This window comes from Pseudomonas sp. zfem005, assembly GCF_032621735.1.
Taxonomy (GTDB): Bacteria; Pseudomonadota; Gammaproteobacteria; order Pseudomonadales; family Pseudomonadaceae; genus Metapseudomonas; species Metapseudomonas solani.
On the sequence record NZ_JAVYJE010000005.1, the window covers coordinates 195,236 to 210,407 of the forward strand.

At 64.8% G+C, this 15,172-nt stretch carries 12 protein-coding genes; 11 read left to right on the top strand and 1 reads right to left on the bottom strand.

All coding sequences use genetic code 11. From position 1 onward, the window contains the following. Nucleotides 1-13: 13 nt before the first annotated feature. From RTW82_RS13125 to RTW82_RS13135, 3 genes are all read left to right on the top strand, one after another. Complete coding sequence (locus tag RTW82_RS13125) at nucleotides 14-2,689, top strand: RHS repeat-associated core domain-containing protein (protein ID WP_316925339.1); 2,676 nt, start codon at nucleotides 14-16, stop codon at nucleotides 2,687-2,689. Continuing rightward, nucleotides 2,676-3,152: a hypothetical protein gene (locus RTW82_RS13130; protein WP_316925340.1), complete on the top strand. Its 477-nt coding sequence runs from the start codon at nucleotides 2,676-2,678 to the stop codon at nucleotides 3,150-3,152. The genes RTW82_RS13125 and RTW82_RS13130 overlap by 14 nt, the downstream gene beginning before the upstream one ends. A gap of 441 nt (nucleotides 3,153-3,593) precedes the next feature. Further along, complete coding sequence (locus RTW82_RS13135; RefSeq protein ID WP_316925341.1) at nucleotides 3,594-3,863, top strand: hypothetical protein; 270 nt, start codon at nucleotides 3,594-3,596, stop codon at nucleotides 3,861-3,863. A gap of 63 nt (nucleotides 3,864-3,926) precedes the next feature. Here RTW82_RS13135 and RTW82_RS13140 read toward each other — a convergent pair whose 3' ends face one another. Beyond that, on the bottom strand, nucleotides 3,927-5,141 hold the full coding sequence (locus RTW82_RS13140) for a Xaa-Pro peptidase family protein (RefSeq protein ID WP_316925342.1): 1,215 nt from the start codon (nucleotides 5,139-5,141) through the stop codon (nucleotides 3,927-3,929). A 163-nt stretch (nucleotides 5,142-5,304) separates the two neighbouring features. On the opposite strand from RTW82_RS13140, the gene RTW82_RS13145 reads away from it, so the two are divergent. From RTW82_RS13145 to RTW82_RS13180, 8 genes are all read left to right on the top strand, one after another. Next, nucleotides 5,305-5,868: a helix-turn-helix domain-containing protein gene (locus tag RTW82_RS13145; RefSeq protein WP_021217745.1), complete on the top strand. Its 564-nt coding sequence runs from the start codon at nucleotides 5,305-5,307 to the stop codon at nucleotides 5,866-5,868. 277 nt (nucleotides 5,869-6,145) lie between these two features. Beyond that, entirely contained in the window at nucleotides 6,146-7,747 is a 1,602-nt protein-coding gene (locus tag RTW82_RS13150) for an ABC transporter substrate-binding protein (protein ID WP_316925343.1), read from the top strand. Nucleotides 7,748-7,990: 243 nt separating this feature from the next. After that, nucleotides 7,991-9,436 (top strand): OprD family outer membrane porin, encoded by a 1,446-nt coding sequence (locus RTW82_RS13155; RefSeq protein WP_316925344.1) that lies wholly within the window; start codon nucleotides 7,991-7,993, stop codon nucleotides 9,434-9,436. A 45-nt stretch (nucleotides 9,437-9,481) separates the two neighbouring features. Then, nucleotides 9,482-11,062: an ABC transporter substrate-binding protein gene (locus RTW82_RS13160; protein WP_316925345.1), complete on the top strand. Its 1,581-nt coding sequence runs from the start codon at nucleotides 9,482-9,484 to the stop codon at nucleotides 11,060-11,062. Between the two features lie 114 nt (nucleotides 11,063-11,176). Next, nucleotides 11,177-12,187: an ABC transporter permease subunit gene (locus tag RTW82_RS13165; protein ID WP_021217741.1), complete on the top strand. Its 1,011-nt coding sequence runs from the start codon at nucleotides 11,177-11,179 to the stop codon at nucleotides 12,185-12,187. 9 nt (nucleotides 12,188-12,196) lie between these two features. Then, nucleotides 12,197-13,099, top strand: a complete 903-nt coding sequence (locus tag RTW82_RS13170; protein WP_184488642.1) for an ABC transporter permease subunit — start codon at nucleotides 12,197-12,199, stop codon at nucleotides 13,097-13,099. A gap of 10 nt (nucleotides 13,100-13,109) precedes the next feature. Beyond that, nucleotides 13,110-14,081 (top strand): ABC transporter ATP-binding protein, encoded by a 972-nt coding sequence (locus tag RTW82_RS13175; RefSeq protein WP_184488641.1) that lies wholly within the window; start codon nucleotides 13,110-13,112, stop codon nucleotides 14,079-14,081. Beyond that, nucleotides 14,081-15,052 carry a peptide ABC transporter ATP-binding protein gene (locus tag RTW82_RS13180; protein WP_316925346.1) on the top strand — a complete coding sequence of 324 codons (972 nt, stop codon included), beginning with the start codon at nucleotides 14,081-14,083 and terminating at the stop codon, nucleotides 15,050-15,052. Before RTW82_RS13175 ends, RTW82_RS13180 begins: the two co-directional genes overlap by 1 nt. Nucleotides 15,053-15,172 lie beyond the last annotated feature (120 nt).

Consider the following 15,172-nt stretch of genomic DNA (forward strand, 5'->3'; position numbering starts at 1 on the left):
CAAGGACTTGCCCATGAAACTCCTGCACCACCGCTTGAGCGTACTCACGCTCGCCCTGGCCGGCACCCTCGCTGCCGCCAACCTCCAGGCCGCCCCGCGCAACTGGAGCTACACCTATACCGCCACCGGCCAGATCGAAACCGCCGATGGCCCCCGTACCGATGTCCAGGACGTCACCCACTACGCCTACGACGCCCAGGGCCACCTCACCAGCGTCACCAATGCCCTGGGCCATATCACCCAGCTGTCCAGCTTCGACAGCTTCGGCAACCCGCARACCGTCATCGACCCCAACGGCGTCACCACCGCCCTSACCTAYACCCCGCAGGGCTGGCTCGCCTCGGTCAGCGTTGCCGGCGGCASCACCGCCTTCGAGCACGAYGCCATCGGCCAGATCACCAAGGTCACCCGCGGCGAYGGCARYTGGCTCGCCTACACCTGGGACGATGCCCGGCGCCTGACCARGATCACCAACAACCTCGGCGAGCAGGTCGAGTTCGACCTCGACGCCATGGGCAACCGCACCGCCCAGCGCATCAAGGACGCCTCCAACAACCTCACCCAGCAGCAACAGTGGGTGTACGACGAGCTCGGCCGCCTGCTGCGCTCGGTCGGCGCCGGTGGCCAGACCCACAGCCGGCAGTACGACCTCAACGACAACCCCACCACCGACACCAACCCGCGCCAGTTCAGCCACACCCAGGCCTATGACGCCCTCGACCGCCTGGTCTCCAGCACCGACCCGCTGAACAAGGTCACCAGCCTCGGCTACGACGCCCAGGACAACCTCACCCAGGTCGTCGACCCGCGTGGTGTCACCACCCGCTACGAATACGATGGCCTCGGCAACCTCACCAAGCTCATCAGCCCCGACACCGGCACYACCACCTAYGGGCACGAYGCYGCCGGCAACGTCACCCAGAAGACCGACGCCCGYGGCATCGTCACCACCTACAGCTACGACGCCCTCGACCGCCTCACCGGCCGCCAGTMCCCCGCCACCCCYGCGCTCAACGTCCAGTACCACTACGACATGACCGCCAACGGCAACAAGGGCATCGGCCGCCTCACTGCGGTGCAGGACGCCAGTGGCGTGCTCGGCTACAAGTACGACGAGCGCGGCAACCTCATCGAGCAGCTGCGCTCCGTGGCCGTGCTGGGGACTGATCAGTACGACACCCTCGGCTACGCCTACGACGCCGCCAACAACCTCATCCGCATCGACTACCCGGCCGGCTTCAGCATCCACTACAGCCGCAACGCCGCCGGCCARGTCAGCCAGGTCGGCTTTGCGGTGGGCAGCGCCACRCCCACCAGCCTCGCCAGCAACATCGGCTACGCCCCCTTCGGGCCGCTCAAGAGCCTCACCTGGAACAACGGCATCGTCCTCAGCCGCACCTACGACCAGGACTACCAGCTCACCGCCCARCAGGTCGGCAACTGGCAGAGCAGCTACAGCCACGACGCCAACGGCAACATCACCGCCCACGCCCACAGCCTGTTCGGCAGCCTCGACTACCAGTACGACGCCCTCGATCGCCTGACCGAGGAAAAGGCCGCCGCCAGCCGCAAGGCCTACGCCTACGACGCCACCGGCAACCGCAGCTCGCGCACCACCTACGCCACCACTAATGGCACCGAAGCGCAGACCGCCAAGCAGACCCTGCACTACGCCACCGACAGCAACCGCCTCAGCCAGCGCAGCACCAGCTACGCCGTCGAAGCCGATGCCGCCGGCAACTACACCCGCTACAGCCAGAGCCGTCGCTACACCTACGACGACCAGGGCCGCCTCAGCGCCGTCACCGACGAGGCCGGCACGCCCATCGCCCGCTACGCCTACAACGCCCTCGGCCAGCGCGTGCTCAAGGACGTGCAGCAAGGCACCGCCCACACGCCCTACACCTACCTCTACGGCCCGGATGGCCAGGTGCTCGGGCAGGTGCGTTACACCAGCAACGGCAAGAAGAGCAAAGCCAGCTACTACGTGTGGCTCGACAGCCTGCCCATTGCCCAGATCGACCTGAGCTACGACGCCGCCGGCACCACCATCGCCAGCACCACCCTCACCTACCTGCACAGCGACCACCTCAACACTCCACGTCTGGCCACCAACCAGGGCGGCAAACTGGTGTGGAGCTGGCAGAGCGATGCCTTTGGGGTGGGGCAGCCCAACACCTACGGCGGCAATATCGATGTGATCCTGCGCTTCCCTGGGCAAGTCGCCGATGCGCACAGTGCGCTCTACTACAACTACTTCAGGGATTACGATCCAGAGACCGGGCGGTATGTGGAGAGTGATCCGATTGGCTTGGATGGGGGGTTGAATACTTATGGGTATGTAAATGCCAACCCCTTGATCTTTATTGATGGGTTTGGCCTTCAGCAAACTACAGTCGACAAAGCAATTACGCAGGCCATCAGTCGCGGTGATGTGGCAGAGCTGCAAACAATAATGGAGGCAACAGCCAGCCCCGCCCAAAATGCAATAATCAGACGAGCACTAACTCCAGCAAGAGACTTGATTAGAGGGAAAACAAGGCAATCAGCATCATACGCAAGCGAGCTTGAGGGCCACTCTTATGCCGAGATATGCAAATTGGCAAAGGGCAGTGGAGAAATCGCGAACAAGGCGAAGAAAATGAAAAAGCTAATTGAGCAGCAGGAGCGACTTCATGACAAATTATGACCCTTCCGACGCCTTTAAAAAAATCTCCAGACTAATTAAAGAGAAGTCGTTCAACCTAGTCATTGAGGAGTACAAAAACCTAAAAAACGAGCAGCTCACCCCTAGCTTACTAATAATGAAATCAACAGCAATACAGCTAGCAGAGGACTCACAAGGCTATACTTTAGATGATGCAAAAGAAGCTCTATTTTCAGCCCTAGCACTTGATCCAGAAAACCCTGAAACACTCATGGAACTTGGGTATTTTTGCTACGCCGTAGAAGACAATACGCAAAACTCCATTACTTTCTTTGATGACGCTGCCAAGAAATCACGAAAAATATTGTTGAACTCCATAATTGGAGGAATAAATGCGAGACTCGAATTAGGCCTGAAATCCGAAGCAAAAGGAGTCATGCACATGTACACAAACTTTGAAGACGACATGAAAATTCAAGAATTGCTAGCCTCTCTCAACAGCTAAAAGCTCAGTGCCGTTTGCTTCATGAGAAGGAATGGCCGCGCGTAGTCCAATTGAATAGATACCGACTATCTCCCCTTGCCCTCCCGCCCCCTCCTCCCTATCCTGCCCCGGCCACGGTCAATCCCGTGGCCGGGTTTGACAGCCCGAAACTAACGGGCGCGAATGCGCCACGACGTGCATGCGAGAAACAGCGAATGTTTTTTGCAGGCATCGGTACGCATGCAGCTTTCATAGCTGCTCTGCTCTATGGCAGATCGCGCGGGGAGACCTTCGCGGTCTGCCGGTTCCCGTTAGCCGGTCTGTCAACCCCGTGCGGTCTGCCACCCTTCGATTGACAGCGAATTGGTGCCAGCTCCTGACCTCATAACGGAGACCCACCATGCATGAAGCTTATGTCCCTCTTGCTCACCCCCTCCACGTATCCACAAAGGAGGCCTCGGCATGAACAGCGCCCCTTTGATCGATTACAAAGAGCAGCGCATCCAGCAGTTGGTCGACCACCTCGATACGCGACTGCACACCACCCAAGTGATGGCGGAGTTGCTCCTGGATTTCGCAGCCTTGCGCGACGGCGCCGACTACTCCTACCTCAGCAGATACCGGGAAGGCGCCTTGATGGACGCGATGGTTCACCTGTCGCGCAGTAACTATGAGGACTTCTGCAGGCTGGTGGAGTTGGCGAAGTTGCCGGCTGATCAGCCAAGACCCTGATCACCACACAACCAATAGCGAGAAAGAAGAGGCCTACCCTGCCGGGCAGGCTTCTTGATTGGCTCACCCCAACCCGAACGGGTCGTCGATGGAGTGGCTGGGCTGGGTGAACCAGCGCGGGCCGTCTTCGGCCATGTAGAAGTGGTCTTCCAGGCGGATGCCGAACTCGCCGGGCACGCAGATCATCGGCTCGTTGGAGAAGCACATCCCCGGCTCCAGGGGCGTGGCGTCGCCGCGCACCAGGTAGGGACCTTCGTGGATGTCCAGGCCGATGCCGTGGCCGGCGCGGTGTGGCAGGCCGGGGAGTTGGTAGTCCGGGCCGAGGCCGTTGGCTTCCAGGGAGCGGCGGGCGGCGGCGTCCACCGATTCACAGGGGGCGCCGAGGCGCGCGGCTTCGAAGGCGTGCAGTTGCGCGGCCTTTTCGAAGTCCCAGAAGGTGCGCTGGCGTTCGCTCGGGGTGCCGAAGACGTAGCTGCGGGTGATGTCCGAGATGTAGCCGTGGAGCTTGCAGCCGGTGTCGACCAGCACCATGTCGCCGTCCTTGAGCACCTGCGGCTCGCGCACGCCGTGGGGGAAAGCGCTGGCGGGGCCGAACAGCACGATGCAGAAGTAGGAGCCGGGGGCGCCGACCTTGCGGTGGGCCTGGTGGATGAACTCCTCGACCTCGGTGGTGCTGATGCCGACGCGGAGGATGCTGGCGGCGGCCTTGTGCACTTCCAGGGTCATGTCCTTGGCCCGTTGCATCAGGGCGATCTCGGCGGCGGACTTGCGCTGGCGGCAGTGGCCGGTCACCCGGGCGCCGTCGATGAAGTCGTAGGCGCTGCCTTCACGGCGGATGCCGTCGAACATGAAGAACGGCAGGCTCGGGCACAGCGCCACCCGGGCATCGGCAGCCAGGTTCAGGCCGGCGAGCATGTCCAGCAGCAGGCGATAGGGGTTCTCGTGTTCCTGCCAGGTGCGGATCGAACCCGGGACCACCTGGAAGTCGCGCACCGTGCCTTCCTCGAAGGCCGGGGCGATGTATTCCAACTCGCCGCTGGCCGGTAGCAGCGCGCCCACCAGGCGTTCGCTCGGGTGCCATTGCACGCCGGTGAAATAACGCAGGTTGCTGCCCGCGTTGAGGTACAGGGCGGCGATGCCCTGCGCCTGCATCAAGGCCTGGGCGCGCTCGATCCGGGCCTGGTATTCGGCCAGCCCGATGGGACTGCTCCCGGCGGTCATGTCACGCAATCCGGCGAGCGCCTGCTCCGGCGTACTTCCGCCTACACCCCTGGTCATCGCTGAAACCTCTTTGTCCGACAATTGCGGCGAAATTTAAGTGAGACTTAAATAGAGGTCAAAACAAATTTTCAGTCCCACTTAAAAATCATCCACCCCCTGCGGCGCTTTCACGCAGGCCCCGTGCCGTTATACTGGCCGCCTTCCAACAAGAGCCCTCGCCATGTCCGTAGATCGCATCGGAGAACGCTTGCGCCGTTACAGACGCGCCGCCAAGAAGACCCTGAACGAGGTCGCGAGCGAGTCCGGCCTCACCGCCAGTTTCCTCTCCCAGGCGGAGCGCAATCTCACCGGTGTGTCGATCTCGTCCCTGGCGAGCATCGCCAAATCCCTCAACGTTCCGCTCAACGTCCTCTTCGACCAGCCGCCCCAGCCGCAGCCCGACTCCCACCAGGGCGAGCGCGTGCGCTACACCATCGAGGGCCAGCCGCTGGCCTACGAGCGCCTGTCCACCTCGTTTCCCGGCAACCTGCTCAATGCGGTGAAGATGAACATGCCGGTGGGTTACCAGTCGGAGCTCATCGCCCACGAAGGCTCGGAGTTCGCCTATGTGCTCTCGGGGCAGATCATCTACACCATCGAGGGTCGGCAATATCCTCTCAGCGCCGGCGATTCGGTGCACTTCGATGCGGGCAAGGCCCATTGCCTGGCCAACGCCGGCAGCGAAATGGCCGAGGTCCTGACCATCACCACCATGCCGCTGTTCGACGACCACAGCGCTTCCTGAGCCCTTTCCACGGGGCTCCCGCAACGCCCATGCACAGGACTGTGACGCGCCAATGTTAGTCGCGCTTAATTTCTATTGACCGGAATTTCAGCATGACTTAATTTCGGCCTCGGCTGTTTGCCGGGGATGGACCCATGGCAACGCCGCTTACCGCTGCAAAGGGCCGGCTCACCCGACCAGGGACCCGGAATGCAGCGGGGTGTACCGATGCATGTGCTCGGTCCAAAAGGCCGCCACGCACATGACGCCCTCAGAAAAAGAACAAATTGAGGTTTGCATGCGCAAGAACACCCCCATCCAGGCCCTGCTCGCCGCAGGCCTGCTTCTCGGTTCCCCATTCGTTTCCGCCGCCAGCAACCTGGTGTTCTGCTCCGAGGGCAGCCCAGCGGGCTTCGACCCCGGCCAGTACACCACCGGCACCGATTTCGACGCGGCTTCCGAAACCCTGTTCAACCGCCTGGTGCAGTTCGAACGAGGCAGCACCCAGGCCGTCCCCGCCCTCGCAGAGAAGTGGGACATCTCCCCGGACAACCTCAGCTACACCTTCCACCTGCGCCCCGGCGTGAAGTTCCACAGCACCGACTACTTCAAGCCCAGCCGCGAATTCAACGCCGACGATGTGCTCTTCACCTTCCAGCGCATGATCGACAAGGAACACCCGTTCCGTAAGGCGTACCCCAGCGAGTTCCCCTACTTCACCGACATGGGCCTGGACAAGAACATCGCCAAGGTCGAGAAGGTCGACGAGCACACCGTGCGCTTCACCCTCAACACCGTCGACGCCGCCTTCATCCAGAACCTGGCGATGCCCTTCGCCGTGGTGCATTCGGCCGAATACGCCGACCAGCTGCTCAAGGCCGGCAAGGCCGCCGAGCTGAACCAGAAGCCCATCGGCACCGGCCCCTTCGTGTTCAAGCGCTACCAGAAGGACGCGCAGATCCGCTTCGCCGGCAACAAGGACTACTGGCAGCCCGGCGAGGTGAAGATCGACAACCTGATCTTCTCCATCAACACCGACGCCTCGGTCCGCGCGCAGAAGCTCAAGGCTGGCGAGTGCCAGATCACCCTCAACCCGCGCCCCGCCGACCTCGAGTCGCTGAAGCAGAACGCCAAGCTGCAGGTGCCGTCGAACCCCGGCTTCAACCTCGGCTACATCGCCTACAACGTCACCCACGCGCCCTTCGACAAGGTCGAGGTGCGTCGCGCGCTGGACATCGCGGTGAACAAGCCGGCGATCATCCAGGCCGTGTACCAGGGCGCCGGCCAACTGGCGGTCAACGCCATGCCGCCGACCCAGTGGTCCTACGACGAGACCATCAAGGGCAGCGAGTACAACCCCGAGAAGGCCCGCGAGCTGCTCAAGGCCGCCGGCGTCAAGGAAGGCACCGAGATCACCCTCTGGGCCATGCCCGTGCAGCGTCCCTACAACCCCAACGCACGGCTGATGGCCGAGATGCTCCAGGCCGACTGGGCCAAGGTCGGCATCAAGGCACGCATCGTCAGCTACGAGTGGGGCGAGTACATCAAGCGCGCCCACGCCGGCGAGCACGACGCCATGCTGATCGGCTGGACCGGCGACAACGGTGACCCGGACAATTGGCTCGGCACCCTCTATGGCTGCGACTCGATCAACGGCAACAACTTCTCCAAGTGGTGCGACAAGGACTACGACAAGCTGGTCAAGCAGGCCAAGAACGTCACCGACCAGGCCCAGCGCACCGAGCTGTACAAGCAGGCCCAGCAGCTGCTGCAACGTGAAGTGCCGATCACCCCGATCGCCCACTCCACCGTCTACCAGCCCATGAGCAAGAGCGTGCAGGGCTTCAAGATCAGCCCCTTCTCCACCAACTCCTTCTACGGCGTATCCAATGCGCCCTGACTGCATCTGACGAACCCGGCGGGCCCCACGCCCGCCGGCTTTCGCGGCCCGTTCCGGGCCACTCCGTGAACCCCATCTCCATCCGACGCCAGATCGGAGGAGGCCCCTTTCATACCTGCCCCAACGAGTTCGCAAGGATGCTGCGCTTGCGCGCGTCGGCACCGGCTTGCCCGGCGTCGGCGGCAGTCCGCATGAGCGCCCTTGTTTCGATGAAGAAGCGATAACAAAAAAGGAGCACACGTGATGAAATCCACCCCCTTCCAACGAGTAACCCTGGGACTGGCACTGATGGCTGCCAGCGCACACCTCTTCGCCGCCGAAGAGGAAAAGGTCCCGCCGGTGCCCGAGAACCCCAGCTACGCCGCCCAGGTGCAGAACATCCCCGCCGTGGAAAAACCGGTGAAGGGCCAGGCTGGCGCCACCGGCTTCATCGAAGGCCAGAGCCTGAGCCTGAGCACCCGCAACTTCGCCGCCCGCGAGCAGATGAAGGACGGCTTCGGCTTCACCATCCCCAAGGATGACGGCCCGCAGCGCACCCACAGCCGCCGCGCCTGGGTGCAGGGCACCCAGCTGAAATACAGCTCCGGCTACACCGAAGGCACCATCGGCTTCGGCCTGGATGTGGCGGCCTTCAACGCCATCAACCTCGAGCGCGGCAAGGGCCGCATCGGCGGTGGCGGCAACCGCACCCTGGCCGACAGCAACGGCCACGGCCACGAGGAGTGGTCCAAGCTCGGCGTCGCCAACGTGCGCCTGCGCGCTTCCAACACCGAGTTCAAGGCCGGCCGTTTCCTGGTGGACACCCCGGTACTCAGCTACATCGACAACCGCGCCCTGCCCTCCAGCTTCACCGGCTACGCGGTGACCAGCGAGGAGTTCGACGGCCTCGCCCTGCAGGCCGGCAGCTTCCGCCGCGCCAGCCCGCGTACCGGCGCCGGCGACGAGGCCTTCACCACCGAATACGGCACCCGCGAAGTCACGGGCGAGCACATGCATTACCTCGGCGGCAACTACAAGCCGCTGGATAACCTCGAGGTCGCGGTCTACGCCGGCCGCTTCGAAGACGTCTGGGACCAGTACTACCTGAGCGTGGCCCACGACCTGGGCGACCGCGAGACCCTGTCCCTGCGCACCGCCTTCAACGGCTACCGCACCCGCGACACCGGTGACCGCAAGGCCGGCTACATCGACAACGACACCTTCAGCCTGGCCTTCACCCTGGCCCACCAGGCCCACGCGCTGACCCTCGCCTGGCAGCAGGTCGACGGCAACGAGTACTTCGACTACATCCACGAAACCGCCGCCATCTACCTGGCCAACTCCCTGCTCTCGGACTACAACAGCCCCAACGAGAAGTCCGCGCAGATCCGCTACGAGACCGACTGGAGCTACTTCGGCATCCCCGGTTTCTCCACCACCGCCTGGTACGCCAAGGGCTGGGACATCGACGGCACCCACTACGACGGTGACCGCAACGGTGCCTACGGCAACTACGCGGAAGTGCGCGCCATGGACGACGAGCGCCACCGTGAATACGGCCTGATGGCGGCCTACAAGGTGCAGAGCGGGACCATCAAGGACAGCACCTTCAAGGTCACCTACATGTCCCACAAAGCGAGCAAGCAGCAGATCGACGGCAGCGTGAACGAGCTGCGTATCGTCAGCACCTTCCCCTTCGACCTGCTCTGACATGGATGCGGCGCCGGCCCCGCGCCGGCGCCTGGAGGACCCGACATGAAGCTACGTTACCTGCCCCTGCTGGCCGCCCTCGCCGCCGCCAGCGCCCAGGCCCAGAACCTGGTGGTCTGCACCGAAGCCGCGCCCGAGGGCTTCGACATCGTGCAATACACCGGCGCGGTGACCGCCGACGCCACCGCCGAGACCGTGTTCAGCCGCCTGCTCGGCTTCAAGCCCGGCACCACCGAGCTGATCCCCGGCCTGGCCACCAGCTGGGAAATCAGCGACGACGGCCTGATCTACACCTTCCGCCTGCGCCCGGACGTGAAGTTCCACGCCACCGACTGGTTCACCCCCAGCCGGCCGTTCAACGCCGACGACGTGGTCTGGACCTTCCAGCGCGCCCTCGACCCCAAGCACCCCTGGCATGAGTCGGCGCAGCGCGGCTACGCCTACTTCGACGCCATGGGCATGCGCGAGCTGATCAAGTCCGTGGAGAAGGTCGACGCGCTCACCGTGCGCTTCACCCTCACCCACCCCGAAGCCCCCTTCCTCGCCGACATGGCCATGCCCTTCGCCTCCATCTACTCGGCCGAGTACGGCGACCAGTTGCTGGCGGCGGGCAAGACCAACCAGCTCAACCAGTTGCCCGTCGGCACCGGCCCCTTCGTCTTCAACCGCTACGCCAAGGACGCCCAGGTGCGCTACAAGGCCAACCCGGACTACTTCCGCGGCAAGCCCGAGATCGACAACCTGATCTTCGCCATCACCCTCGACCCCAACGTGCGCCTGCAGAAGGTGCGCGCCGGCGAGTGCCAGCTGGCGCTCTACCCGAAACCCGAGGACGTGGCCGGCATCCGCAACGACCCGCGCCTGGCGGTGGACGAGATCGACGCGCTGCTGACTACCTACGTGGCCATCAACACCGAGCACAAGCCGCTGGACGACGCCCGCGTGCGCCAGGCCATCAACCTCTCCATCGACAAGCAGGCCCTGCTCGGCGCGGTGTTCGGCCCGGGCGCCGCCAGCGCCGCGGTCAACCCCTACCCGCCGACGCTGCTGGGCTACAACCACCAGATACAGGATTGGCCCCACGACCCGCAGAAGGCCCGCGCGCTGCTCGCCGAAGCCGGGGTGAAGGACCTGAAGATCACCCTCTTCATCCGCAACGGCACCTCACCTACCATCCCCAACCCCGCGCTGGCGGCACAGATGATGCAGGCGGATCTGGCCAAGGCCGGCATCCAGATGACCATCCGTTCGCTGGAGTGGGGCGAGCTGCTCAAGCGCTCCAAGGGCGGCGAACACGACATGGTGCTGCTGGGCTGGGCCGGCGACAACGGCGACCCGGACAACTTCCTCAGCCCCAACCTGTCGTGCGCGGCGGCCAAGTCGGGGGAAAACCAGGCGCGCTGGTGCGACCAGGACTTCGAAACCCTGATGCAGAAGGCCCGCACCGTGAGCGAGCCGGCGGAACGGGCGAAGCTCTATGAACAGGCCCTGGAGGTATTTCACAACCAGGCCCCATGGATTCCCCTGGCACACCCTAAGCTGTTCAATGTGCGCCGCAGCAATATCGACGGCTACGTGATCAGCCCCTTGAGCAACAACAACTTCGCCACCACCCGGGTGAAGTAACGGCAGCGTCGCGGCGGTCCAACCCACAGCCGCGACGCTCCCAACAACAAGAACGGCGCCCGCCCACCGTCACAAGCGGAAGCGGGCGTGATACCTGAGGAGTCAACCACCGAGATGCTAAGTTTCATCGCCCGCCGACTGGGGCTTCTGATCCCCACCTTCTTCGGCATCACCCTGCTCACCTTCGCGCTGATCCGCCTGATCCCGGGCGACCCGGTCGAAGTGATGATGGGCGAACGCCGGGTCGACCCCGAAATGCATGCCCAGGCGATGACCCGCCTCGGCCTCGACAAACCCCTGCGCGAGCAGTACTTCGATTACATCGGCAAGCTCGCCAAGGGTGATCTGGGCGAGTCCCTGCGCACCCGCGAAAGCGTCTGGCACGAATTCCTCACCCTGTTCCCCGCGACCCTGGAGCTGGCCCTGGCCGCCCTGCTGTTCGCCGGCACCCTGGGCCTGCTGGCCGGGGTGATCGCAGCGCTCAAGCGCGGCTCACTGTTCGACCACGGGGTGATGGGCATCTCGCTGGCGGGCTATTCCATGCCGATCTTCTGGTGGGGCCTGCTGCTGATCATGTTCTTCTCCGTCTGGCTCGGCTGGACGCCGGTGTCCGGGCGCATCGACCTGCTCTACGACATCGAGCCGGTCACCGGTTTCATGCTCATCGACACGCTGCTCTCCGACGAGGAAGGCGCCTTCCTCGACGCCCTGCGCCACCTGATCCTGCCGGCCATCGTGCTCGGCACCATCCCCCTGGCGGTGATCGCCCGCATGACCCGCTCGGCCATGCTCGAGGTGCTGCGCGAGGACTACGTGCGCACCGCCCGCGCCAAGGGCCTGTCGCCGGCCCGCGTGGTCTTCGTCCACGGCCTGCGCAATGCGCTGATCCCGGTGCTCACGGTGTTCGGCCTGCAGGTCGGCACACTGCTGGCCGGTGCCGTGCTCACCGAAACCATCTTCTCCTGGCCGGGCATCGGCAAATGGCTGATCGAATCGATCGGCGCCCGCGATTACCCGGTGGTGCAGAACGGCATCCTGCTGATCGCCTGCCTGGTGATCCTGGTGAACTTCGTCGTGGATGTGCTCTACGGCTTCGCCAACCCACGCATTCGCCACCAGCGCTGAGGCCCCGTCATGACCATCGCTCAGAACACGGTCGAACCGGCCATCCTCTACCCCTCGCCGATGAAGGAATTCTGGCGGGCCTTCTCCCACAACAAGGGCGCCGTCGGCGGCCTCGCCTTCATGGTGATCATCGTGATCTGCGCGCTGTTCGCGCCCTGGATCGCGCCCTATGACCCCAGCGAGCAGTTCCGCGACGCCCTGCTCACCCCGCCGGCCTGGCTCGAAGGCGGCCAGTGGCAGTTCGTGCTCGGCACCGACGAGCTGGGCCGCGACCTGCTCTCGCGGCTGATCCACGGCGCGCGCCTGTCGCTGCTCATCGGCCTCGCCTCGGTGGTGATGTCGCTGCTGCCCGGCATCCTCCTCGGCCTGATCGCCGGCTTCGCCCCGCTGCTGGGCATGCTGATCATGCGCCTGATGGACATCATGCTGGCCCTGCCCTCGCTGCTGCTGGCAGTGGCCATCGTCGCCATCCTCGGCCCAGGGCTGATCAACACCGTGATCGCCATCGCCATCGTCTCGCTGCCCTCCTACGTGCGCCTGACCCGCGCCGCGGTGATGGTCGAGCGCAACCGCGACTACGTCACCGCCTCGCGCCTCGCCGGTGCCGGCATCTTCCGCCTGATGTTCATCACCGTGCTGCCCAACTGCATGGCGCCGCTGATCGTCCAGGCGACCCTGAGCTTCTCCTCCGCCATCCTCGATGCCGCGGCCCTCGGCTTCCTCGGCCTCGGCGTGCAACCGCCGACCCCGGAATGGGGAACCATGCTGGCCTCCGCCCGCGACTACATCGAGCGCGCCTGGTGGGTGGTCTCGCTGCCCGGCCTGACCATCCTGCTCAGCGTGCTGGCGATCAACCTGATGGGCGACGGCCTGCGCGACGCGCTGGACCCGAAACTCAAGAATGCCGTCTGAGGAGCCCACCATGAGCCTTCTGGATATCAAGAACCTCGGCGTGCGCTTCGGCGACGCCAATGCGGTACCGGTGGTCGACGGCCTCGACCTCTCCGTGAACAAGGGCGAGGTGCTGGCCATCGTCGGCGAGTCCGGCTCCGGCAAGTCGGTGACCATGATGGCGCTGATGGGCCTGATCGACGCCCCCGGCAAGGTCACCGCCGACAGCATGCAGTTCGACGGCACCGACATGCTGCGCCTCAAGGGCAAGCAGCGCCGCCACATCGTCGGCAAGGACCTGGCCATGGTCTTCCAGGACCCGATGACCGCCCTCAACCCCAGCTACACCGTAGGCTTCCAGATCGAGGAAGTGCTGCAGCAGCACCTCGGCCTCAAGGGCCGCGCCGCCCGCCAGCGCGCCCTGGAGCTGCTGGAGCGGGTGGAGATACCCGGCGCCGCCAGCCGCCTCGACGCCTACCCGCACCAGCTGTCGGGGGGCATGAGCCAGCGCGTGGCCATCGCCATGGCCATCGCCGCCGAACCCAAGCTGCTGATCGCCGACGAACCCACAACCGCCCTCGACGTGACCATCCAGGCGCAGATCATGGACCTGCTGCTGGACCTGCAGCGCGACCATGACATGGCCCTGGTGCTGATCACCCACGACCTGGCGGTGGTCGCCGAGACCGCCGACCGCGTCTGCGTGATGTACGCCGGCCAGGCGGTGGAGATAGGCGAGGTACCGCGCCTGTTCGACGAACCCACCCACCCGTACACCGAAGCACTGCTCAAGGCGATTCCCGAGCACAGCCAGGGCCAGCGCCGCCTGGCGACCCTGCCCGGCATCGTCCCCGGCCGCTACGACCGGCCCCACGGCTGCCTGCTGTCGCCGCGCTGCCCCTACGCCCAGGCCAGCTGCCGCGAGCGACGCCCCGGCCTGGACCCGCACGAACATGGCGCGGTGCGCTGCTTCTTCCCCCTGAATCTCGGCGAGGTGGCCTGATGACTGCCGTACTGACCGCCCGTGACCTGACCCGTCACTACGACATCTCCCGTGGCCTGTTCAAAGGCACGGCCACGGTGCGCGCCCTCAATGGCGTGTCCTTCGAACTGCAGGCCGGCAAGACCCTCGCCGTGGTCGGCGAATCCGGCTGCGGCAAGTCCACCCTGGCCCGCGCCCTGACCCTGATCGAGATCCCCAGCTCCGGCTCCCTGCAGATCGGCGGGCAGGAAGTCACCCGCGCCAACGGCCTGCAGCGCAAGCAGATGCGCCGCGACGTGCAGATGGTGTTCCAGAACCCCTATGCATCCCTCAACCCGCGGCAGAAGATCGGCGACCAGCTGGCCGAGCCGCTGCTGATCAACACCTCGCTGTCCCGCGCCGAGCGCCGCGAACGGGTGCAGGCGATGATGCAGCAGGTGGGCCTGCGCCCCGAGCACTACCAGCGCTACCCGCACATGTTCTCCGGCGGCCAGCGCCAGCGCATCGCCCTGGCCCGCGCCATGATGCTCACCCCCAAGGTGCTGGTGGCGGACGAACCCACCTCGGCGCTGGACGTTTCCATCCAGGCCCAGGTGCTCAACCTGTTCATGGACCTGCAGGAACGCTTCAACACCGGCTACGTGTTCATCTCCCACAACCTCTCGGTGGTGCAACACGTGGCGGACGACGTGCTGGTGATGTACCTCGGCCGCCCGGCGGAGATCGGCCCGGCGGCGCTCATCTACGAGCGCCCGCTGCACCCCTACACCCGCGCGCTGCTCTCGGCCACGCCGACCATCCACCCGGACCCGGCCAAGCCGAAGATCAAGATCGTCGGCGAACTGCCCAACCCCCTCGACCCGCCCAGCGGCTGCGCCTTCCACAAGCGCTGCCCCTACGCCACCGAGCGCTGCCAGGTGGAAGTCCCCGAGCTGCGCCCGCTGGACGCCCGCCAGGTCGCCTGCCACCACGCCGAAACCATCGCCCCGTAACCCCGCCCTACGAACCCCATCGCCACGATGGGGTTCGCTGGCCCGTGATGACCGCTCTGTAGGAGCGAATTCATTCGCGATGCCCGTAGGTCGGGTGAAACCCGACACATACATCCCCTG

Coding starts and splice junctions, on each gene's coding strand:
- RTW82_RS13130 (WP_316925340.1), top strand. CDS start 2,676: ATGACAAATTATGACCCTTCCGACGCCTTTAAAAAAATCTCCAGACTA.
- RTW82_RS13135 (WP_316925341.1), top strand. CDS start 3,594: ATGAACAGCGCCCCTTTGATCGATTACAAAGAGCAGCGCATCCAGCAG.
- RTW82_RS13140 (WP_316925342.1), bottom strand. CDS start 5,141: ATGACCAGGGGTGTAGGCGGAAGTACGCCGGAGCAGGCGCTCGCCGGA.
- RTW82_RS13145 (WP_021217745.1), top strand. CDS start 5,305: ATGTCCGTAGATCGCATCGGAGAACGCTTGCGCCGTTACAGACGCGCC.
- RTW82_RS13150 (WP_316925343.1), top strand. CDS start 6,146: ATGCGCAAGAACACCCCCATCCAGGCCCTGCTCGCCGCAGGCCTGCTT.
- RTW82_RS13155 (WP_316925344.1), top strand. CDS start 7,991: ATGAAATCCACCCCCTTCCAACGAGTAACCCTGGGACTGGCACTGATG.
- RTW82_RS13160 (WP_316925345.1), top strand. CDS start 9,482: ATGAAGCTACGTTACCTGCCCCTGCTGGCCGCCCTCGCCGCCGCCAGC.
- RTW82_RS13165 (WP_021217741.1), top strand. CDS start 11,177: ATGCTAAGTTTCATCGCCCGCCGACTGGGGCTTCTGATCCCCACCTTC.
- RTW82_RS13170 (WP_184488642.1), top strand. CDS start 12,197: ATGACCATCGCTCAGAACACGGTCGAACCGGCCATCCTCTACCCCTCG.
- RTW82_RS13175 (WP_184488641.1), top strand. CDS start 13,110: ATGAGCCTTCTGGATATCAAGAACCTCGGCGTGCGCTTCGGCGACGCC.
- RTW82_RS13180 (WP_316925346.1), top strand. CDS start 14,081: ATGACTGCCGTACTGACCGCCCGTGACCTGACCCGTCACTACGACATC.